The organism is Nocardioides ginkgobilobae (genome assembly GCF_054781275.1).
In genome coordinates, this window is sequence record NZ_BAAGUS010000002.1 from 83,304 (window position 1) to 102,250 (window position 18,947).

Annotated in this window: 19 protein-coding genes; 11 read left to right on the forward strand and 8 right to left on the reverse strand. The window is 74.2% G+C overall.

The window, feature by feature from the left end; all coding sequences use genetic code 11:
• Nucleotides 1–103: 103 nt before the first annotated feature.
• Nucleotides 104–838 (forward strand): DsbA family oxidoreductase, encoded by a 735-nt coding sequence (locus ACYVID_RS02645; protein WP_460734158.1) that lies wholly within the window; start codon nt 104–106, stop codon nt 836–838.
• 19 nt (nt 839–857) lie between these two features.
• On the opposite strand, the gene ACYVID_RS02650 is transcribed toward ACYVID_RS02645, so the two are convergent.
• Complete coding sequence (locus ACYVID_RS02650) at nt 858–2,492, reverse strand: ABC-F family ATP-binding cassette domain-containing protein (RefSeq protein WP_460734160.1); 1,635 nt, start codon at nt 2,490–2,492, stop codon at nt 858–860.
• Nucleotides 2,493–2,693: 201 nt separating this feature from the next.
• On the opposite strand from ACYVID_RS02650, the gene arr reads away from it, so the two are divergent.
• Nucleotides 2,694–3,125 carry an NAD(+)--rifampin ADP-ribosyltransferase gene (arr, locus tag ACYVID_RS02655; protein ID WP_460734631.1) on the forward strand — a complete coding sequence of 144 codons (432 nt, stop codon included), beginning with the start codon at nt 2,694–2,696 and terminating at the stop codon, nt 3,123–3,125.
• A 6-nt stretch (nt 3,126–3,131) separates the two neighbouring features.
• On the opposite strand, the gene ACYVID_RS02660 is transcribed toward arr, so the two are convergent.
• Nucleotides 3,132–3,797 (reverse strand): Type 1 glutamine amidotransferase-like domain-containing protein, encoded by a 666-nt coding sequence (locus ACYVID_RS02660; protein ID WP_460734162.1) that lies wholly within the window; start codon nt 3,795–3,797, stop codon nt 3,132–3,134.
• A gap of 239 nt (nt 3,798–4,036) precedes the next feature.
• Between ACYVID_RS02660 and ACYVID_RS02665 the strand changes: the two genes are divergently transcribed.
• Nucleotides 4,037–5,014 carry a sigma-70 family RNA polymerase sigma factor gene (locus ACYVID_RS02665; protein ID WP_460734164.1) on the forward strand — a complete coding sequence of 326 codons (978 nt, stop codon included), beginning with the start codon at nt 4,037–4,039 and terminating at the stop codon, nt 5,012–5,014.
• Between the two features lie 21 nt (nt 5,015–5,035).
• Here ACYVID_RS02665 and ACYVID_RS02670 read toward each other — a convergent pair whose 3' ends face one another.
• Both ACYVID_RS02670 and yczR read right to left on the reverse strand, forming a co-directional pair.
• Nucleotides 5,036–5,455, reverse strand: a complete 420-nt coding sequence (locus ACYVID_RS02670) for a PNPOx family protein (protein WP_460734166.1) — start codon at nt 5,453–5,455, stop codon at nt 5,036–5,038.
• A 52-nt stretch (nt 5,456–5,507) separates the two neighbouring features.
• Complete coding sequence (gene yczR, locus ACYVID_RS02675; RefSeq protein ID WP_460734168.1) at nt 5,508–6,953, reverse strand: MocR-like transcription factor YczR; 1,446 nt, start codon at nt 6,951–6,953, stop codon at nt 5,508–5,510.
• Nucleotides 6,954–7,015: 62 nt separating this feature from the next.
• On the opposite strand from yczR, the gene yczE reads away from it, so the two are divergent.
• Complete coding sequence (yczE, locus tag ACYVID_RS02680; protein ID WP_460734170.1) at nt 7,016–7,690, forward strand: membrane protein YczE; 675 nt, start codon at nt 7,016–7,018, stop codon at nt 7,688–7,690.
• 58 nt (nt 7,691–7,748) lie between these two features.
• Here the strand turns inward: yczE and ACYVID_RS02685 are convergent, their stop codons facing one another.
• On the reverse strand, nt 7,749–8,318 hold the full coding sequence (locus tag ACYVID_RS02685; protein ID WP_300639710.1) for an O-methyltransferase: 570 nt from the start codon (nt 8,316–8,318) through the stop codon (nt 7,749–7,751).
• Nucleotides 8,319–8,784: 466 nt separating this feature from the next.
• Between ACYVID_RS02685 and ACYVID_RS02690 the strand changes: the two genes are divergently transcribed.
• From ACYVID_RS02690 to cimA, 6 genes are all read left to right on the forward strand, one after another.
• A complete protein-coding gene (locus ACYVID_RS02690; RefSeq protein WP_300639708.1) occupies nt 8,785–8,910 on the forward strand; it encodes a hypothetical protein in 126 nt (41 codons plus the stop codon).
• 10 nt (nt 8,911–8,920) lie between these two features.
• Entirely contained in the window at nt 8,921–10,021 is a 1,101-nt protein-coding gene (locus ACYVID_RS02695; protein WP_460734172.1) for a 3-isopropylmalate dehydrogenase, read from the forward strand.
• Between the two features lie 124 nt (nt 10,022–10,145).
• On the forward strand, nt 10,146–11,234 hold the full coding sequence (locus ACYVID_RS02700) for a branched-chain amino acid aminotransferase (protein ID WP_460734174.1): 1,089 nt from the start codon (nt 10,146–10,148) through the stop codon (nt 11,232–11,234).
• A gap of 138 nt (nt 11,235–11,372) precedes the next feature.
• Nucleotides 11,373–12,725, forward strand: a complete 1,353-nt coding sequence (locus ACYVID_RS02705; protein WP_460734176.1) for a metallophosphoesterase family protein — start codon at nt 11,373–11,375, stop codon at nt 12,723–12,725.
• Nucleotides 12,726–12,782: 57 nt separating this feature from the next.
• Nucleotides 12,783–14,519 carry a serine/threonine-protein kinase gene (locus ACYVID_RS02710; RefSeq protein ID WP_460734178.1) on the forward strand — a complete coding sequence of 579 codons (1,737 nt, stop codon included), beginning with the start codon at nt 12,783–12,785 and terminating at the stop codon, nt 14,517–14,519.
• Between the two features lie 263 nt (nt 14,520–14,782).
• A complete protein-coding gene (gene cimA, locus ACYVID_RS02715; protein WP_460734180.1) occupies nt 14,783–16,369 on the forward strand; it encodes a citramalate synthase in 1,587 nt (528 codons plus the stop codon).
• On the opposite strand, the gene ACYVID_RS02720 is transcribed toward cimA, so the two are convergent.
• Nucleotides 16,338–17,180, reverse strand: coding sequence for a DUF72 domain-containing protein (locus ACYVID_RS02720; protein WP_460734182.1), 843 nt, complete (start codon nt 17,178–17,180; stop codon nt 16,338–16,340). The two genes, cimA and ACYVID_RS02720, sit on opposite strands and share 32 nt — an antisense overlap.
• 129 nt (nt 17,181–17,309) lie before the next feature.
• Between ACYVID_RS02720 and ACYVID_RS02725 the strand changes: the two genes are divergently transcribed.
• A complete protein-coding gene (locus ACYVID_RS02725; RefSeq protein WP_300640551.1) occupies nt 17,310–17,555 on the forward strand; it encodes a hypothetical protein in 246 nt (81 codons plus the stop codon).
• 19 nt (nt 17,556–17,574) lie between these two features.
• On the opposite strand, the gene ACYVID_RS02730 is transcribed toward ACYVID_RS02725, so the two are convergent.
• On the reverse strand, nt 17,575–18,231 hold the full coding sequence (locus ACYVID_RS02730) for a hypothetical protein (RefSeq protein ID WP_300640548.1): 657 nt from the start codon (nt 18,229–18,231) through the stop codon (nt 17,575–17,577).
• 9 nt (nt 18,232–18,240) lie between these two features.
• A complete protein-coding gene (locus ACYVID_RS02735) occupies nt 18,241–18,852 on the reverse strand; it encodes a TetR/AcrR family transcriptional regulator (RefSeq protein ID WP_460734184.1) in 612 nt (203 codons plus the stop codon).
• Between the last annotated feature and the right edge of the window lie 95 nt (nt 18,853–18,947).

Genomic DNA, 18,947 nt, shown 5'->3' on the forward strand with positions numbered 1-18,947 from the left:
CCCGGGTCGTGGCCTCGGGCGGCGTACCGGGTTGTGGGGATCCTGTGGCCAAGACGGGCACCTGGAGCGGAATGCCGGCCGGTCGGTGAGGGTTCAACCACACATGCGGATCGAGATCTGGAGCGACGTCGTCTGCCCGTGGTGCTTCGTCGGGAAGCGGCGCCTCGAGCGCGCGCTGGAGTCCTTCGAGCACGCCGACCAGGTGGAGGTCGTGTGGCGCTCCTTCCAGCTCGACCCCTCGGCCCCGCCGCACGGCCACGGTGCCGAGCGCCAGCTGACCACGCCCGTGCTGGCCCGGAAGTACGGCCGCTCCGAGGACGAGATGCGCGACATGCAGCAGCAGCTCGTCGACCTCGCGGCCGAGGAGGGGCTGGCCTTCCGGCTCTTCGAGACCGTGCACACCAGCACCCTCGACGCCCACCGGCTTCTGCACCTCGCCCTGGACCAGGGGGGCCTCGACCTGCAGGGCCGCCTCAAGGAGGCGCTGCTCTCGGCGTACTTCGAGGACGCCGCCGACATCGGTGACCACCAGGTGCTGCGCCGCGAGGCGCTCGCGCTGGACCTGGACCCCGAGCGGGTCGAGGAGGTGCTGACGGGCGAGGAGTACGCCGACGCGGTCGCCGCGGACATCGACGCAGCCCAGGACCTCGGGGTCAGCGGCGTGCCGTTCTTCGTCGTCGACCGGCGCTACGCCGTCTCCGGCGCGCAGCCCACCGAGGTCTTCAGCCGGCTGCTCGACCGGGCCTGGTCCGAGGCGCACCCGCCGGTGCAGCTCGTGGGCGGGGCCGTCGGTGGTGCGGCCGGTGACGCCTGCGGCATCGACGGCTCGGCCTGCTGACGAAGCCCCCGCCCCGGGCTCAGCAGGCCGCGGGTCCGTCCAGGTCCAGCACCCGGTCGACCCCGACCTCCTCGAGGAACCCCGGGTCGTGGCTGACCACCACGAGCGCGCCGCGGTAGGACGCCAGCGCCGTCACCAGGGCGTCGTACGACGCCAGGTCGAGGTTGTTGGTGGGCTCGTCGAGCAGCAGCAGCTGCGGCGCGGGGTCGGCCAGCAGCAGCGTCGCGAGGCTGGCACGGAACCGCTCGCCGCCGGAGAGCGCCGACACCTGCTTGTCGCCGGCGCCGCCGCGAAAGAGGAAGCGCGCGAGCAGCGCGCGGACCTCGGTGGCCGTCGCTCCCGGGTGGGCGGCGTGGACGTTCCCGGCGACGGTCAGCGACTCCTCGAGCACGTCGAGGCGCTGGGGGAGCAGCGCGGTCGGCACGTGCACCGCGACGCGGCCGGCCAGCGGAGCCAGCCGCCCCGCGAGGGTGTGCAGCAGCGTGGACTTGCCGGCGCCGTTGCGGCCCACGACGGCGACCCGCTCCGGCCCGGCCAGCTCGAGGTCCACCGCTCGACCGGTGCGCAGCACCAGCCCGTCGGTGGTGAGCACCCGGCGCCCGCGCGGCACCGCCGTGCCGGGCAGGTCCACCCGGATCGCGGAGTCGTCGCGCACGGCGAGCTCGGCGGTGCCCAGTCGCTCGCGGGCCTGCTCGAGCCGCTGGTCCTGGGTGGTGCGCAGGCTGCCGGCGCCCTTCTCGGCGCGGTTGCGCAGGAAGTCCCGGGCCGCCTTCGTCGTGTCGGGCGCGTCGCGGCGGGCCATCCGCGAGCGGGCCGCCAGCAGCTGCTCGGTGATGCGCCGGTCACGCTGCTGACGTCGTACGTCGGCGCGCGCGACGGCCACGGCGTGCTCGGCCGCCTCGCGCTCGGCGCCCACCTGCGCGGCGTACGACGACCAGCCGCCGCCGTACCAGCCGACCGTCGTGGGCCCCTGCCGCGGCGTGCGGAGCTCGCCGACCCGGTCGACCCGCTCGAGCAGCTCCCGGTCGTGACTGACGACCAGCAGCGTGCCCGACCAGGAGCCGACGACCTCGTGCAGCACCGCGCGGGCGGCTCGGTCCAGGTTGTTGGTCGGCTCGTCCAGCAGCAGCACGTCGGGCCGGGCCAGGAGCAGGCCGGCGAGCGCCAGCCGCACCGCCTCCCCGCCGGAGACCTCGCCGACGCGGCGGTCGAGCAGCCCTCCGGGCAGGCCGAGCCGCTCGAGCTGGGCACGGGCGCGCTCGTCCACGTCCCAGTCCGCGCCGACGGCGTCGAAGTCGGCCGGGTCCACCGAGCCGGCCTCGATCCGGCGCAGCGCGCGCCGGGTCGCACCGAGGCCGAGGAAGTCCTCGACCGGCTGCTCGACCCGCAGCGCGAGGTCCTGCGGCAGGAGGCCGATGCTGCTCGGGTCCGGGCCGGTCACGTGGCCCGCGCTCGGTGCGAGCCGGCCGGCGAGCACGTGCAGCAGGGTCGACTTCCCCGATCCGTTGGCGCCGACCAGGCCGGAGCGGCCCGCGGGGACGAGCAGGTCGAGGCCGCGCAGGGTCGTGGTGCCGTCGGGTCGCACGAGGTCGAGGCCGTGGGCGGCCAGGGGAGTGCCGTGCGAGCGGGGCGAGGCAGGGGTGGTGGCGGGCATGTCGCTCCTGGGCTGCGAGACGTCGGGTCGGCCCCGGAGCGCGTGGCGTCCGGGGTCGGGGGCGGCGTGCTCACACGAGCAACGGCGGCTCCTGCCAGGAGGGGGTGGGGCGGAACGAGGCTAGGTGGCGGGCGGGTGCGTCGGCGAGGGATTTTCGGCGAGGATGGCCGGGTGGGGCTGCCTGCCGAGCCGCGTCGCGCGGTGACCTACGACGACCACTGCCACGTGCGGGGGCCGTTCCTGCACGGCACCCGGGCGGTGCTCGCGCCGGGCGAGGAGCTGCGGACCGGCCACCCCTCGGCGTACCAGGAGGGGCGGGTGCTGCGCCACGTCTACTTCACGACCCTGGTGACGACCGCCGCCTGGGGAGCCCAGCTCTCCTGCGCCCTGAGCGGTGAGGACGGCCCCGGCCACGTCTACGAGGTGGAACCGCTCGCCCCCTTCGAGGACGACCCGAACGTCACCGACAAGAGGTTCCCCGGCAACCCGACGCAGTCCTTCCGGACAGAGGGCGCGCTCCGGGTCGTGCACGAGGTCGAGGACTGGCCGCCGCACCCACCGGAGGCCCTCGCCCAGATGCTCGAGAGCCTCCAGCGGCTGCGCGAGCAGGGCGCCGACGTGATCCTGGACTGAGTCTGCTCAGAGCTCCAGCCAGGTCCCCTCGGAGACCCACTCGACCTCGCCGTCGACGACCCGGACCGCCGTCTCGTCGTCCATCGCGTACGCCGGGCCGCTGAGGCCGGCGGCCCACGACCGGGCCTCGTCGAGGCTGTTGCCGGGCCCGCCGTCGGCGGCCAGGTGCGGGCAGATCGAGAAGTCCACCCAACCGAGCGTGCTCGTGTCGCCGGACGGCGGTCGCCACTGGATGAAGTCCTGCCCGACCTCGGGGGTCATCACCATGCTGCCGGCGCTGAGGCCGAGCCACGTGGTCTCCTCGAGCCCCGGCAGCACCTCCAGCAGCCCGGACTCCCGCAGCCAGTGCGCCAGGTAGAGCACGTCACCGCCGGCGACGACCAGCGCGTCGACCTCGCGCACCCGGGGCTCCCACAGGTCGCGCTCGATGCTCGGGAGCGCGGTGAGCTCGAGCAGGCCCATCGAGTCCCAGCCGAGGTCGACCATGGGGTTCTCGGCACGCCCCGCCACGAACTGCCAGGGCTTCTCTCCCATGCCGACCCAGGGGTGGGCGTACATCGCGGTCGGGATGCACAGCGCGCTCGCCTCCTCGACCGGCTTGCCGAGCAGGTCGACCAGGCCGGTGCGGATGCTGTCGTTGGTCACGCCGCCGGAGGTCAGCAGCAGCTTCATGGGGTCTCCTCGGGCTCGCGGTGCGGGAACGGACCCGTGGGTCCTGGGAGGTGGACCGACCCCACGAGCAGGACTCATCGTGCCCGGCGCCCTCGCGGGAACGGATGCGGCCACCCGAAGGGAGACCTGTCGAATCCTTGTGCATAGTTTCGCGACGACGGGGGAAGGACGCCCTCAACGCGGGAGCTGCAGCAGCGTCGGCTCCCCGGTCTGTGTCCAGCCCGGAGGACCCTCCCACCATGAGCATCGCCCCGCTCCCGCCCCGTCCCGCCTCACCCGGTCCCGCCGCGCCCGGCCCGTCACTGCGGCGCCGGTCCGGCTTCACCGTCGCCCCGCCCCGGGGGACCCCGGCACCCCCGACCCCGGGCGAGGTCACCACGACCCGGCTGCACGCGGTCGACGGCACCGCCGAGCGCACGACCGCGCCGGTCGAGCACGATCCTCGCAGGCGCGCCACCAGCGCGCTGCTCGTCTTCGCCCACGGACTCCCCGAGGAGGAGGTGCGGCGGCCGGTGCTCGCCCGCGTGGTCGACGCCAACATGCCGGTCGCCGAGGCCGTCGCTGCGCGCTACCGCCGGCGCGGGCTGTCCTCCGAGGACCTCCAGCAGGCGGCGTACGAGGGGCTGTGCAAGGCCGTCCACCGCTTCGACCCGGCCCAGGCCGAGGACCTGCTGAGCTTCGCGGTGCCGACCATCCGCGGCGAGGTGCAGCGCTACTTCCGTGACCACTCCTGGGTGGTGCGGCCCCCGCGGCGGCTGCAGGAGCTGAGCGCCCAGGTGCGAGCCCTGCGCGAGGAGGTCGAGCAGGAGCTCGGCCGGCCCGCGACCACCGCGGAGCTCGCCGAGCGGCTCGGCATCGACGAGCACACCTGCGAGGAGGCGCTGCAGGCCTCGGCGGCCATGCACGCGACCTCGCTCGACGCCCCCGTCGGTCCGACGGGCACCGCCAGGATCAGCGACCTGCTGGGCGAGGGCGACCGGCTCGAGCGGGTCGACGACCACCTGGTGCTCCGCCCCCTCATCGCCGCCCTCGGCCCCCGCGAGCAGCAGCTGCTGCACCTGCGCTTCGTCGAGGAGCTCAGCCAGTCCGAGATCGGCGAGGTCCTGGGCGTGACCCAGACCCAGGTCTCGCGGCTGCTGCGCAAGCTGCTGGACGACCTGCGCCGAGCGCTGGACGCCCGCGACGTGCTCGACCCCCGGGGGGCGGTCGAGGGGTAGTCCCCAGCGAAGGGCACTCGGCTAGGGCCCGGGCTGGCCGTCGAGCCGCACGAGCACCACGGTGTCGGCGTAGGACAGGCCCTTCCGGCCCTGGGGCCCCACCCTGGCCAGCAACCGGGTGACGGTGGTCATGACGCCGTACTTCTCCCGGACCTTGGCGTGCACCTCGTCGAAGAACCCGCCCGAGCGCACCATCTCGGCCGTCCCGTCCAGCGGGTGCGAGCCGGCCTCGACCCGGCCCCGCCCATCCGAGGGCTGCACGCGCACCCGCTCGGTGTGGTCGAGCCGCTTGGTCTTGCCACTGCGCGCCGAGGTCCAGAAGCCGACCCTGCCGTCGCTGACGGGCACCACCCACACCGGGCTGGTGACCGCCTCGCCGGTGCGTCGGTACGTCGTGAAGGCCATGTACCTCCCGGCCACCAGGTCCTCGCGCGTCGTCACCGGGCCACTGTCCCACCGCTGCGTCGCGGGCGGGAGCCCGACGGACTCCTCCTCAGGCGACGAGCACCCGACCCGGCCGCGGCCGGACCGGGGTGTCGGGCAGCGCCTGCCAGACCTCGGCCAGTCGGGCCACGGCGGTGCGCAGCTCCTCGGCGGGGCGGGTCCAGGGGATGCGCACGAACCGGTCCAGCCCGCCCTCGGCCGCGAAGAGCGGTCCGGGCGTGAGCCCGACACCGACCCGCTCGGCGGCGTCGGCGATCGCCAGGGCGCTGCCGCGCGGCAGCGTGCACCACACCGCGAGACCGCCCCCGGGCCGCACCCAGCGCCACTCGGGCAGCTGCTCGGTGAGCGCCTCGAGCAGGGCCGCGCGCTGCTCGCGCAGCCGCACCAGCTGGTCGGGCAGCACCGGCCCGCCCGCGAGCAGCCGTGCCAGCACCAGCTGCTCCAGCACGGGCGAGCCCAGGTCGAGGCTGAGCCGGGCACGGGTCAGCTCCTCGGCCAGTCCGCGGGGCGCGCGCACCCATCCCAGCCGCAGCCCTCCCCACAGCGCCTTGCTCGCGCTGCCGATGGTGATCGCGTCGGGCGAGTGCGCCGCGAAGGGCCGCGGCATCTCCTGGCCGTCCAGCGCCAGGGCCTGAAGCGACTCGTCGACGACCGCGACCGTGCCCGCGGCGCGCAGGTGCCCGGCGTACTCCTCACGCTCGGCGTCGGTCATGAGGTGCCCGGTGGGGTTCTGGAAGTCCGGCACGAGGTAGGCCAGCGCCGGGCGGACCTGGCGCAGCTGTGCGCCGATGGCGGCGAGGTCCCAGCCCTCGGGGTCGACGGGGGCACCGACCAGTCGGCCGCCCGCGTTGCGCAGGGCGAGGGTCGCGTTGGGGTAGACCGGTGACTCCACCAGCACCCGGTCCCCGCGCCGGGCGAGTGCCTGCGCGACGATCGCCGCGCCCGACAGCGCTCCGGGCGTGATGATCACCTGGTCGGGGTCGGTCGGCAGCCCGCGCGCCTCGAAGCCACGGGCCACCTCGGCCTGCAGGTGCGGGAGCCCGGTCGGGAAGTAGCCGTGGCCGCCGAGGTACGCCGGCAGCTCGGCGACCGCCTCGGCGTACGCCGCCGCCAACCCCGCCGGGGCCGCGGGCGCCGCGCAGCCGAGGTCGATCCCGTCGGGGTGGTCGCCCACCAGCTGGTCGGGGGTGAGGGCGCGGTCGCGGGTGCGCGCCCGCCCGCCCGGGACCCGGGTGAAGGTGCCGGCGCCCTGCCGCGCCACGGCGTACCCGGAGTCGCGGAGCTGTTGGTAGGCCCGCGTCACGGTCGTGCGCGAGACGCCCAACGCCTCCGTCAGCTCCCGCTCGCTCGGCAGCCGCACGTCGCTGGCGATCCGCCCGTCGCCGATGAGCAGCACGAGGGAGTCGGCCAGCCCGGCGTAGGCGGGGGAGCGGTCGAAGCCCTCGACGAGCGCGGCGACACGGGCGGCCGAGAGCGACTGGGTGGCCTGGGTCATGCAGACCACTGAACCACGATTGGCTATGTCACAACAGTCCAATCTCACGCACCATGGAGCCCATGCAGCTCCTGTCCGACCTCGGCCCGATCGCGCAGCTGCGCGCGGGTCGGCTCCCGCGCCGCCTGGTCCAGCTCTACCTCGGCCTGGTCCTGTACGGCGCCTCGCTGGCGCTCCTGGTGCGCGCGGGCCTCGGCGCGGCGCCGTGGGACGTCCTCCACCAGGGGCTCGCCCGGCACCTGCCGATGAGCCTGGGCCAGGCGATCATCCTGGTCAGCCTGCTCGTGCTGCTGCTGTGGATCCCGCTGCGCGAGGTCCCGGGCCTCGGCACGGTCTCGAACGCCCTGGTCATCGGCCTGGCCGCCGACGCCACGCTCTCCCTGGTCGGTCCGCTGGACGACCTCGCGGTGCGCGGGGTGGCCATGGTCGCCGCGGTGCTGCTCAACGGGGTGGCGACCGCTGCCTACATCGGTGCCCAGCTCGGCCGGGGACCGCGCGACGGGCTGATGACCGGCCTGCACCGGCGTACCGGCCTCTCGATCCGGCTCGTCCGCACCGCTCTCGAGGTCACCGTCGTGGTGATCGGGCTGCTGCTGGGCGGCACCGCGGGCCTGGGCACCGTGCTCTACGCCCTCGCGATCGGCCCGGTCACCCAGGCTCTGCTGCCCACCTTCGTGGTCGCCCTCACCGCCGAACCGTCAGCTTCGAACCCTCGAGCCGTCAGCTGCGAACCCTGACGCGAGCAGAAGTGAGGGGTGGAGGGTTCAGAACTGCCGGTTCGGCGGTGCCGGACGGTCAGCGCTTCGTCGCGATGATCGTGGAGGCGTCGGAGGCGACCATGACCTCGACCGCGGTGAAGCGGGGGTCGGTCAGCCACTCCTCGCGCAGCGTGTCGACGCGGCCGTAGGTGATCGGCGGCCAGACCTCGCAGGGGGTGAAGTCGTCGAGCACGACGATGCCGCCGTCCTCGACCAGGTCGGCGACGGCGTCCACGGAGACCTGGCCGGGCTGGCCGGAGTCGAGGAAGAGCAGCGAGTAGGGGCCGCGGTCCAGCAGGGTCGACCAGTCGGCGGCCAGCACCTCGACCTGGTCGTCCTCGGCGAAGATCTCTCCTGCGGCCTTCGCGAGCTTGGGGTCCAGCTCGGCGGTGACGATCCGCGCCTTCTCGCCGCGCACGCCCGAGCGCAGCCAGGCGGTGCCGACGCCGCAGCCGGTGCCGAACTCCGCCATCGTCCCGTCCCGGGTCGCGGCGAGCATCGCCAGCAGCCGGCCGGTCTCGTTGCGGCAGAAGGACACGTAGCCGGCCCGGCGCGAGACCTGGAAGGCGCGCTCGACGACGTCGGGAAGGTCCGGGGAGGCGCTCACCTGTCCAGTCCACCCCGGTGTCTCCCTCCGCGGGACGGGCGTCCCACATGGCGGACGATGTGGGGAAAGGGGTGGCCGAGGTGCAGGTGCGTGCCTATCCTCGAGGCACCATGCGGAGCATCCTCGTAATTCTCGAGCGCCGCGGCGGGGCCCAGCAGATCTGACTGCAGTGAGGCCACCTCGCCGCGGTGGTCGGCGTTGGTGCGCACCCGGTCTCACACCCCTCTCCCTCTCGGTACGCCGATCTCGGCACGGCCGGGGAGAGACGCTCGATCCGCAGCTGTGAGATGACTTCGCGGCGGGTACGCCGGCGCCAGCACGCGCGACCCGCTCCTGACACCGGTCAGACCCGTCCGTGCGACCCACGCGACGAGCAGTCCCCACCGTGCAGTCATCCCCGGCACCGGCCCGGGCATCCCCACCGCTTTCGCGGCGGGGAGACGACGCACGCGAGAGGACACGACCGATGTACGACATGTACCCCGAGTGGGGCCCCGCCGCCCACAACCCGGAGAACCCCCGCAGCCGCGAGGCCCTGCAGCACGCGCTCGACCTGCGGGACAACGGCGGCCAGCGCCCCGACGACAACTAGCGTCCACCCCATGACTTCTCCCGACACCGCCGGTTCGATCCAGCTCGCCGTCATCCCCGGCGACGGCATCGGTCAGGAGGTGACCCCCGAGGCCCTCAAGGTCCTCGAGGCCGCCGCGCCGTCGGGGCTGAAGTTCGAGCAGACCCGCTACGACCTGGGGGCCGAGCGCTACCTCGCCACCGGCGAGGTCCTGCCCGACACCGTGCTCCGCGAGATCCGCGGGCACGACGCGATCCTCCTCGGCGCGGTCGGCGGCAAGCCCAACGACCCCAACCTGCCCCCGGGCATCCTCGAGCGCGGCCTGCTGCTGCGCCTGCGCTTCGAGCTCGACCACTACGTCAACCTCCGCCCCTCGCGCATCTTCCCCGGCGTCACCTCGCCGCTCTCGGAGGCCGTGCTCAAGGGCGAGGAGGTCGACTTCGTGGTCGTCCGCGAGGGCACCGAGGGCCCCTACACCGGCAACGGCGGCGCGCTGCGCGTCGGCACCCCGGCCGAGGTGGCCACCGAGGTCAGCGTCAACACGGCGTACGGCGTCGAGCGGGTCGTCCGCGACGCCTTCGCCCGCGCGAGCAAGCGCCCCCGCAAGCACCTCACGCTGGTCCACAAGACCAACGTGCTCGTCCACGCCGGCTCGGTGTGGTGGCGGCTGACCCAGGAGGTCGCCGCCGAGTTCCCGGACGTCACCGTCGACTACATGCACATCGACGCCGCGATGATCCACATGACCACGAACCCCCAGCGGTTCGACGTGATCGTCACCGACAACCTCTTCGGCGACATCATCACCGACCTCGCCGCCGCCATCACCGGTGGCATCGGGCTGGCTGCCTCGGGCAACGTGAACCCCGACCGCACCGCCCCCTCGATGTTCGAGCCCGTCCACGGCTCGGCCCCGGACATCGCCGGCCAGCAGAAGGCCGACCCGACCGCCGCGATCCTCTCGACCGCGCTGCTGCTGGACCACCTCGGCCACCCCGAGGCCGCGGCCACCGTCGAGCGGGCCGTCCTCGACGACCTCGCTGACAGATCTGGGCGCGCGGCCGCGGGCGACGTCGCCCCGCGGCGTACCTCCGAGGTCGGCGACGCGATCGCCGCGCGCGTAGCGGGCTGACCGCCCACGCTGCGGCTCGCCAACGAGCGAGCACCGCGACCGCCGGGCACCCCCACCGAGGGTCCCGGCGGTCGCGCATTTCCCCCTGCACCGCACCAGAGACAGGTCGACTACCGTGACGCCCATGCAGATCCGCACCACGCGCTCGAGCAGCCCCACCAGCGAGGAGAGGCTCGCCGAGATCCTGGCCAACCCCGGGTTCGGCAACCACTTCACCGACCACATGCTCACCGTGGAGTGGACCCCCGACGCCGGCTGGCACGACGCGCGGATCGAGCCCTACGCCCCGCTCTCGATCGACCCCGCCGCCGCGGTGCTGCACTACGCCCAGGAGACCTTCGAGGGGATGAAGGCCTACCGCCACCCCGACGGCTCGGTGTGGTCGTTCCGCCCCGAGGAGAACGCCGCGCGGATGGTGCGCTCCTCCCAGCGGCTTGCCCTGCCCGAGCTCCCGGTCGAGGACTTCGTGGCCTGCGTCGACGCGCTCGTCCAGGCCGACGAGCGCTGGGTGCCGGTGCCCGACGGCGGCGAGAAGAGCCTCTACATCCGCCCCTTCATGTTCGCCTCCGAGGTCTTCCTCGGCGTGCGCCCGGCCCAGCACGTCACCTTCATGGTCATCGCCAGCCCCGCCGGCGCCTACTTCAAGGGCGGGGTCAAGCCGGTGACGCTGTGGCTCACCGAGGAGTACACCCGGGCCGGCCGCGGCGGCATGGGCGCGGCCAAGACCGGCGGCAACTACGCCTCCTCGCTCGTCGCGCAGCAGGAGGCCATCGCCCAGGGCTGCGACCAGGTCGTCTTCCTCGACGCCCAGGAGCTGACCTACGTCGAGGAGCTCGGCGGGATGAACCTCTACTTCGTCCACGCCGACGGCCACGTGGTCACCCCGGCGACCGGCACGATCCTCGAGGGCATCACCCGCGCCTCGATCATCGAGCTGCTCGGCAAGCTCGGCCACCGGGTCGAGGAGCGCCGCTTCTCGATCCAGGAGTGGAAGGACGGCGTCGCCTCCGGCGCGATCACCGAGGTCTTCGCCTGTGGCACCGCCGCGGTCGTCACGCCCGTCGGGGAGCTCAAGTGGGCCGGCGGGTCCACCCCGGCCGCGGCCGGCGTCGAGGCCGCGGACGCGCTGTGGACCCGGGTCCGCCGCGAGCTCGTGGACGTCCAGTTCGGTCGCGCCGAGGACTCCTTCGGCTGGATGCACCGGATCTGCTGACCGACCCCACATGGCGGCTCGGCGAGAACCTACGTTGCCGCCGACGTGGCGATGACCGATCGGCCCCCGGCTCGTTGTTGAATACGCAGGCGCGCCGGGCCGACGGCGTACCCCTTCGAGACCCCCCGGGAGACCCACGTGTGGACACGGCGCGGCCTGCTGGCTTCGGGTGGCGTCGCCGCGGTGGTCGGTACGACGGGGACGGCCCTGTCGCTCGCCGGCGCGGTGGGCCTGTCCGGCCCGCCGGACTTCACGTTCGTCTCCATGCCGGACTTCTTCAACGCCGACGTGGCCGACCTGCGCGGCCTCCCCACGTGGGACGGCGGGATGAACTCCTGGAACCAGTGGTGGCAGCTCGCCACCGACACCTGCCTGACCGCGGTCGCCTCCCACCGCCCCGACGCCGTCCTCGTCGCCGGTGACCAGGTGGAGGGCCGCTGGAACATCGACTCCGACGGCCGGCAGATCTTCGGCCAGGTCTCGCAGGGCACCGACGAGGCCAGCCTCGCGATGTGCCGGAGCGCGATCACCCGCGCCGGCCAGGTCTACTACTCGCACTACAAGAAGGTCTTCGCCGACCGCGACCTCGCGCTCTACCCCGCGATCGGCGACCACGAGATCCTCGACGACCGCAGCGGCCCGCTGGGGCGGCGCTGGTCCTCCTCCGGCAGCCACAAGGGCAGGCCGGACAACCGCTACTTCCTCGTCGACCACGCCAAGTCGGTGTGGGCCGACCACTTCACCCGCACCTCGAGCGGCGCCCCGGTGCACCGCCGTCGCCCCGTGGGCAGCCAGCAGGAGATGACCGCCTACTCCGTCGACCTCGCCGGCGTGATGACCCTCATCACCGTCGACGTCTTCCACCGCACCGGCAGCGGGGTGCGGCTCGGGATCTTCGGGCCCCAGCTGGAGTGGCTGGAGAAGGAGGTCAAGCGCGCCAAGCGCAAGGGCCACGTCGCGGTCGTCCAGGGCCACATCCCGGCGCTGGGTCCGTACCGGGTCTTCGCCTCCGGCAACCTGCACATGCCCGAGGGGGAGCGCTCGGCGTTCTGGCAGGTGCTGGAGCGCGCCGGGGCGGACTTCTACCTCTGCGGCGAGGTGCACGACGCCACCGCCATCCAGCCCGGCGCCCGCAAGCCGGTGCAGATCTCGCACGGCTGCACCTACCGCCACGGCTTCAGCTACCTCGTGGGCCGGGTCTGGAAGGGCGGACGGGTGGAGCTGGAGTACCACGAGATGCCGCAGGTCTCGCAGAGCGAGGAGCTCGGGATCTGGGCCACCGACGCCGCCAAGCTCGCGCCGAACCGGATCTCCTACAGCCTGCCCGTCGTGCGCGGACGGATGGAGTGGGAGGAAGGCACCATCCTCAACCGCACCGAGAAGCTCGGCGTCTTCGATCCCGCCAACGACCCCTACGCCTACCAGAAGCCCCCGACCGGGCTGCTCGGCAAGGCCCGCGAGGCGCCGCGCCCGGAGTCCTCGGGCTCCTGAGCCGGGTTCCGGGCCGAGGTCCCGGCACCGGACCCGCCGCCCTCGTATCCTCGACGGGTGACGACCCGCCGCGAGGAGCCCGCTGCCGCCCGCGGCACCGCAGCCCGGTCCGCCGGCCCGCTCGTCGGCGGCTACCAGCTGCTCACCAAGATCGGCGAGGGCGGCATGGGCGTGGTCCACCTCGCCCGACGCGAGGACGGCGAGCGGGTCGCGCTCAAGGTCCTGCGGCCCCAGGTCGTCGGCGACGACGACGGCCGCGCCCGGCTGGACCGCGAGGTCGACTCGCTCTCGCGCGTGCACAGCCGCTGGGTCGCCGAGATCGTCGACGCCGACCCGTGGGCCGAGGTCCCGTGGATCGCCACCCGCTACGTCCCGGGCCTCTCGCTGCACGACCACGTGCTGGAGGAGGGTCCGCTGCAGGGAGCCGACCTGCTGTGGTTCGCCGGCTGCCTGGCCGAGGGCCTCGACGCCGTCCACGCCGCGGGGGTGCTGCACCGCGACGTGAAGCCGTCCAACGTGCTGATGGAGGGCCGCACACCCATCCTCATCGACTTCGGTCTGGCCAAGCTCGCCGACGACCCGCGGATGACCCAGGCCGGTTGGCTGATCGGCACGCCGGGCTACCTCGCGCCCGAGATCCTCCACGGCGACGACGCCACCGAGGCCTCCGACGTGCACGCCTGGGCCGCCACGGTCGCGTACGCCGGCACCGGGCGTGCCCCCTTCGGCCGCGGCCCCTCGGCCGCCGTCATGGACCGGGTCCGCCGCGGCGAGCACGACCTCGCCGGGCTGACCGGTGACCTCGCCCGGGTCGTCGCCGCCGCCCTCGACCCCGACCCGGCCCGACGCCCCGAGCTGTGGGAGGTGCTGGACTGGCTGCGCCCCCAGACCACCCGGGTCCGCCGCCTGGGGCGTGGCGCGGTCGTCCCGCCGCCGCCCCTCCCGGACGACCTGCTCGACGACCACGAGCCGGCGGAGCCGGACGAGACGTTCCCGTGGCAGCCGGCCGCCACGCCGTACGACCCGACGCGGGTGGGGGAGGAGCCCCTCGACGCGCCCCCGGGCACCCGGGTGCTCTCCTTCGACGAGGACACGCGGCACCAACACGTCCCGGTCTGGGACGACGACCCGCACGCCCAGCCCCACGACCAGCCCTACCCCTACCCGCGGCCGGACCACCCCGCCTGGGACGAGGACCCGGCCGCGCCGCGCGTGCCGGTGCTCGAGCGGGCCCGGCGCGCCACGCTGGTCGCGCTCCTCGGTGCTGCGGCCACCGTGCTGGTCGTCGCGGCCCCGCTGCTGACCGTCTCGGGCCTGCTGCTGGTCACCTGGCTGCTGCGCAGCGGCTCCCTGGCCGCGAGCACCGTCGGTGCGCGGCGAGAGGTGCGCGGCCGGCGCTGGTACGACGGCCCCCGACTGCTCCTCGGCGCGCCCTGGGACCTGCTCCGCTCGATCCCCTCGACCCTCGTGCTGCAGCTGTGGTCGCTCGGCCTCGCGCTCGCGGCCGGGTTGCTCTGCTACGCCCTGGCCCTCGACGTGCGACCCACCCTCGCCGTCACCGGCGCGGTCCTCGTCGGCTCGCTGTGGTGGGGTCCCGGGGGCAGCCGCGTCCGCTCGCCCCTGTGGCGCTGCGTCCGCCCGGTCTCCGCGACCCCCGGCGCGTGGGCGTTCGGGGTCGGCGTGCTCGCCCTGCTGATCGGCGCGGCGGCGTACGTCGCGCTCTCGGGGACCGACTGGACCCCGCTCGACTCGAGGCCCTTCGCCGGTACGGAGGTCTCCTCGCCGCTGGGCTGAGAGCGGGGTCTCGTGGCTCGTCGCTGACGCTCCTGGCACCTCGACCAGCGGGGGCTCCGCTCGTCGCTGTGCGAGCGCAGCGAGCCTCGAGACCCACCCGTGAGACGCCCGTCCCACCAGCCGGACATCCGTGGCACACTCGAGGCGTGCAGCACACCCGCACCATTCGCTAGCGCGACCGGCACCCGCCGGCCGCGCCACCTCTCGTCCGCGAGAGGTTTTTTTGTGCCCGCACCCCGCAGCCCCGACCCGGAGACCGACCCATGGACCTGCACGGCGCGTTCCACGTCTACGACACGACCCTGCGCGACGGCGCGCAGCAGGAGGGGCTGAACCTCTCCGTCGCCGACAAGCTCACCATCGCCCGGCAGCTCGACGGCCTGGGCGTGGGGTTCATCGAGGGCGGCTGGCCCGGGGCCAACCCCAAGGACACCGAGTTCTTCCGGCGTGCGGCGAGCGAGCTGGACCTGCAGCACGCGCGGCTCGCGGCCTTCGGCGCCACCCGCAGGGCGGGCGTCGCCGCGGCCGACGACCCGTTGGTCGCCGCGCTGCGCGACAGCGGCGCCTCGGTCGTGACGCTGGTGGCGAAGTCGCACGACCGGCACGTGGAGCTCGCGCTGCGCACGACGCTCGAGGAGAACCTCGCGATGGTGCGCGACACGATCGAGCACCTGCGCGAGCACGGCCAGACGGTCTTCCTCGACGCCGAGCACTTCTTCGACGGCTACCGCGCGAACCGGGACTACGCGATCGAGGTGCTGCGCACGGCGTACGAAGCGGGCGCCGAGGTCGCCGCTCTCTGCGACACCAACGGCGGGATGCTCCCGAGCTGGGTCGGCGACGTGGTCCACGACGTCATCTCCACCACGGGCGGCCGCGTCGGCATCCACTGCCACAACGACACCGGCTGCGCGGTCGCCAACTCCCTGGCCGCCGTCGACGCCGGCGCGACCCACGTCCAGGGCACGATCAACGGCTACGGCGAGCGCACCGGCAACGCCGACCTCATCTCCGTCGTCGCCAACCTGGAGGTCAAGCTGGACCGCGCCGTGCTGCCCCCGGGCCTGCTCTCCGAGGCCACCCGGATCGCGCACGCGGTCGCCGAGGTCACCAACGTCCCGCCCGCCTCGCGCCAGCCGTACGTCGGCACCTCGGCCTTCGCGCACAAGGCCGGCCTGCACGCGAGCGCGATCAAGGTCGACCCGGACCTCTACCAGCACATGGACCCCGCCGGTGTCGGCAACGACATGAGGCTCCTCGTCTCCGACATGGCCGGCCGCGCCTCGATCGAGCTCAAGGGCCGCGAGCTCGGCTTCGACCTCTCCGGCAACAGGGACCTCGTCACCCGGATCACCGAGCGGGTCAAGGTGCTGGAGAGCCGCGGCTACACCTTCGAGGCCGCCGACGCCTCTTTCGAGCTGCTGCTGGTCGAGGAGGTCGAGGGGCACCGCCCGTCGTACGTCGACGTGGAGTCGTGGCGGGTCATCACCGAGACCCAGCCGGGGCCCGGCAAGGAGGCCCTGTCGGAGGCGACGGTGAAGCTCACTGCGGCGGGCGTGCGCTACGTCGTGACCGGCGAGGGCAACGGCCCGGTCAACGCCCTCGACCAGGCGCTGCGCCAGGCCATCGGCCAGGCCTACCCGGAGGTCGCCAAGCTCGAGCTGATCGACTACAAGGTGCGCATCCTCGACCAGGGCCACGGCACCGACGCGATCACCCGCGTGCTCATCGAGACCTCCGACGGGGTCTCGTCGTGGTGGACCGTGGGCGTGGGCCACAACGTCGTCGAGGCCTCGTGGGAGGCGCTGCTCGACGCGGTCACCTTCGGGCTGCGCCGACACCACCGCTGACCCGCGCGAGCAGCCGCACCGCGTCGTGCGGTGCGTGGCCCTGGGCGTCGTTGTCGAGGAAGACGTAGACGTCGCGCCCCTCGGCCGCCCACCCGGTGCACCGCGCGGCCCAGCGGTCGAGCGCATCGTCGCCGTAGCGCGAGGTGTAGAGCTCGGGGTGCCCGTGCAGCCGCACGTAGACCACGTCGCTGGTCGTGTCGGTGAACATCGGCCACCGGCCCGCGCCGTCGCTGACCACCAGCCCGACGTCCTGCTCGCGCAGCAGCTCGAGAGCGCGGGACTGGCCGAAGGAGGGGTGCCGAGGCTCGAGCACGTGCTGGAGGGGCCGGTCCTGCTCGACCTCGGTCAGCGCCCGGTCAGCGGGGAGCTTCTCGTCGTGCAGCTGCGCGAGTCGCGCGGCAGCGCGGGTGGTGCGGGGGAGCAGGGCGAGGAAGGCGCCGACCAGCTCGCCGTCGTACGCCATGTCGGCGGGCAGCTGCCACAGCAGCGGACCGGTGCGGTCGCCCAGCGCGAGCACGCCCGAGGCGAGGAAGTTGGCCAGTGCCTGCTGCGGGTCGCGCAGCCGCTTGAGGTGGGTGAGGTAGCGGCCGCCCTTCACGCAGATCCGGTGGCCCTCGGGCGTCGCGTCGCGCCAGGCGGCGTACGACGTCGGCCGCTGCAGCGAGTAGAACGACCCGTTCACCTCGACCGCGGTGGTGCGCTGGGCGAGGTAGGCCAGCTCGTCGCGCTGGCGCAGGCCCTGCGGGTAGAAGCCGCCGCGCCACCCGCGGTAGCTCCACCCCGAGCAGCCGACCCGGATCGTCCCTGCCACGGCGCCACGTTAGGCAGCGCGGCTCCCGCGGCGATCCACCCGCGCGGGCGGGCTGTGGCGCACCTCATGGGGAGGTCCGCGGCCGCCCGGGTACCGGCGGGGCTCCCCGACCACTCCCCGGAGGCCGACATGACCGACGTCTTCACCATCCTGCGCCGCACCGCCCGCAAGCTCGCCGAGCCGCCCACCGGAGGCAGCGGCCGCGGCGGCACGCTCGGCACCCCCAGCCAGCTGCTCGACGAGTCCCCTCCCGGCGCCGACCAGGAGGCCAACTGGGTCGTCAGCGGCGGCGGGCTCGTGGGGCCCGACGACGACCGGTCGCCCGACGACGCGGCGCAGCGCTCGCCGTCCGCCTCGGCGCCGCACCGGTCCTGAGTCGCGCCCCCGCGTCGGCTCAGGGCACCTCGGGGCAGTCGGGCCAGACCGCGGTCGGCAGCCCCGTCTCCTGCTCCAGCCGTGCGGCCAGCTCTCGGCCCGGCGGCCAGAAGCGGTCCCAGACGCCTGCAGCCGCAGGGTCCTCGACCTCGTCGGCCCCGGCCCCCCACGCGGCGACGTCGGCACGGAGGGTGTGGCTGGCGGGGAGCCGCTCGAGCGGCACGGGACGGTTGGTGTCGCGGTCGGAGACCGGGTGCTGCGGCGAGGGCGTGAGGCAGAGGCGGGCCGGGAGCGGTGCGCGGGTCACGGCCTCCTCACCGAGCCAGTCGGCGAACTCCTCCACCGGGGACCGTCGCCCGGTGGCCTCCACCTCGACCTCGGCGTTCCAGCCGCTCCCCAGGACGGAGGGCACGGCCCGTCCGACCCGGTCGGCCAGGTGCTCGCTCCACCAGGTCCGCGAGACCACGACGAGCAGCCGTGCACGGTGCCGCGCGATCCCTGCGGGCCGTGACTCCCCGAGGGCCCAGCCGAGGTGGACCCAGGGCACCGTGAGGTCCACCGTCGGCAGCCGCAACCCCACGGCGTCGGCGCTCGCCAGCACCTGACCGCCCACGCCGAGCTCGACCGGCCCGCCGGCCGCCAGGCGGTCGCTCCATTCCTCCTCGCGCCGTCCCATGCCGCGAGGCTAGCGGCCGGCTCGGACCTGCCCGGTGATGCGCCGGGCCAGGTCCTCCCAGCCGGCCAGCAGCCGCTCGACGTCGAAGCCGTCGCTGTGCAGCTGCTGATCGAGGATGGGGATCTCCAGGGGTGCCAGCAGCGCGGTGGCGAGGATCGGCAGGTCGCCGTCCACACCCAGGGCGGCGAGCAGGTGGCGGACGTGCATCGCGGCGAAGGAGTACGCCCCGGCCGCCCGGCTGCCGCTGGCGCCGGCCGCCCGGATCAGGTCGGCGTGCACGAGCGTGGACTCCAGCCGCGAGCGCCCGAAGGCGAGCAGCCGGTCCCAGGGGTCGGCGCCCGGGCCCAGCGGGGGAGGGCCGGAGATGACCGAGGCCTGCCACGCGGTCTCGGAGAAGTCCAGGACCGCGGCCATCAGCCCCTCGCGGGAGTCGAAGCGCCGGAACACCGTGCCCTTGCCGACGCCGGCCGCCGCCGCCACGGCCTCCATCGTCACCGCGGCCACGCCCTGCTCCTCGACCAGCCGCCGCGCCGCGCACAGCAGCGCCTCGCGGTTGCGGGCGGCGTCCGCGCGCTCGGCCGTCGGCTGGTCGGCCATCGGCAGCAGGAGCGGATCGGGCATGTCCTCCACCCTAGTGAGGGGTGGAACGACGTACGCCGGGAATGAAAACGGACCGCGGTCCGTTTGGCTCCTCGACCGCACGACATCCACTCGAG

Coding starts and splice junctions, on each gene's coding strand:
- yczR (WP_460734168.1), bottom strand. CDS start 6,953: ATGACCCAGGCCACCCAGTCGCTCTCGGCCGCCCGTGTCGCCGCGCTC.
- ACYVID_RS02695 (WP_460734172.1), top strand. CDS start 8,921: ATGACTTCTCCCGACACCGCCGGTTCGATCCAGCTCGCCGTCATCCCC.
- ACYVID_RS02645 (WP_460734158.1), top strand. CDS start 104: ATGCGGATCGAGATCTGGAGCGACGTCGTCTGCCCGTGGTGCTTCGTC.
- yczE (WP_460734170.1), top strand. CDS start 7,016: ATGCAGCTCCTGTCCGACCTCGGCCCGATCGCGCAGCTGCGCGCGGGT.
- ACYVID_RS02690 (WP_300639708.1), top strand. CDS start 8,785: ATGTACGACATGTACCCCGAGTGGGGCCCCGCCGCCCACAACCCGGAG.
- ACYVID_RS02660 (WP_460734162.1), bottom strand. CDS start 3,797: ATGAAGCTGCTGCTGACCTCCGGCGGCGTGACCAACGACAGCATCCGC.
- cimA (WP_460734180.1), top strand. CDS start 14,783: ATGGACCTGCACGGCGCGTTCCACGTCTACGACACGACCCTGCGCGAC.
- ACYVID_RS02700 (WP_460734174.1), top strand. CDS start 10,146: ATGCAGATCCGCACCACGCGCTCGAGCAGCCCCACCAGCGAGGAGAGG.
- ACYVID_RS02725 (WP_300640551.1), top strand. CDS start 17,310: ATGACCGACGTCTTCACCATCCTGCGCCGCACCGCCCGCAAGCTCGCC.
- ACYVID_RS02665 (WP_460734164.1), top strand. CDS start 4,037: ATGAGCATCGCCCCGCTCCCGCCCCGTCCCGCCTCACCCGGTCCCGCC.
- ACYVID_RS02650 (WP_460734160.1), bottom strand. CDS start 2,492: ATGCCCGCCACCACCCCTGCCTCGCCCCGCTCGCACGGCACTCCCCTG.
- ACYVID_RS02730 (WP_300640548.1), bottom strand. CDS start 18,231: ATGGGACGGCGCGAGGAGGAATGGAGCGACCGCCTGGCGGCCGGCGGG.
- ACYVID_RS02735 (WP_460734184.1), bottom strand. CDS start 18,852: ATGCCCGATCCGCTCCTGCTGCCGATGGCCGACCAGCCGACGGCCGAG.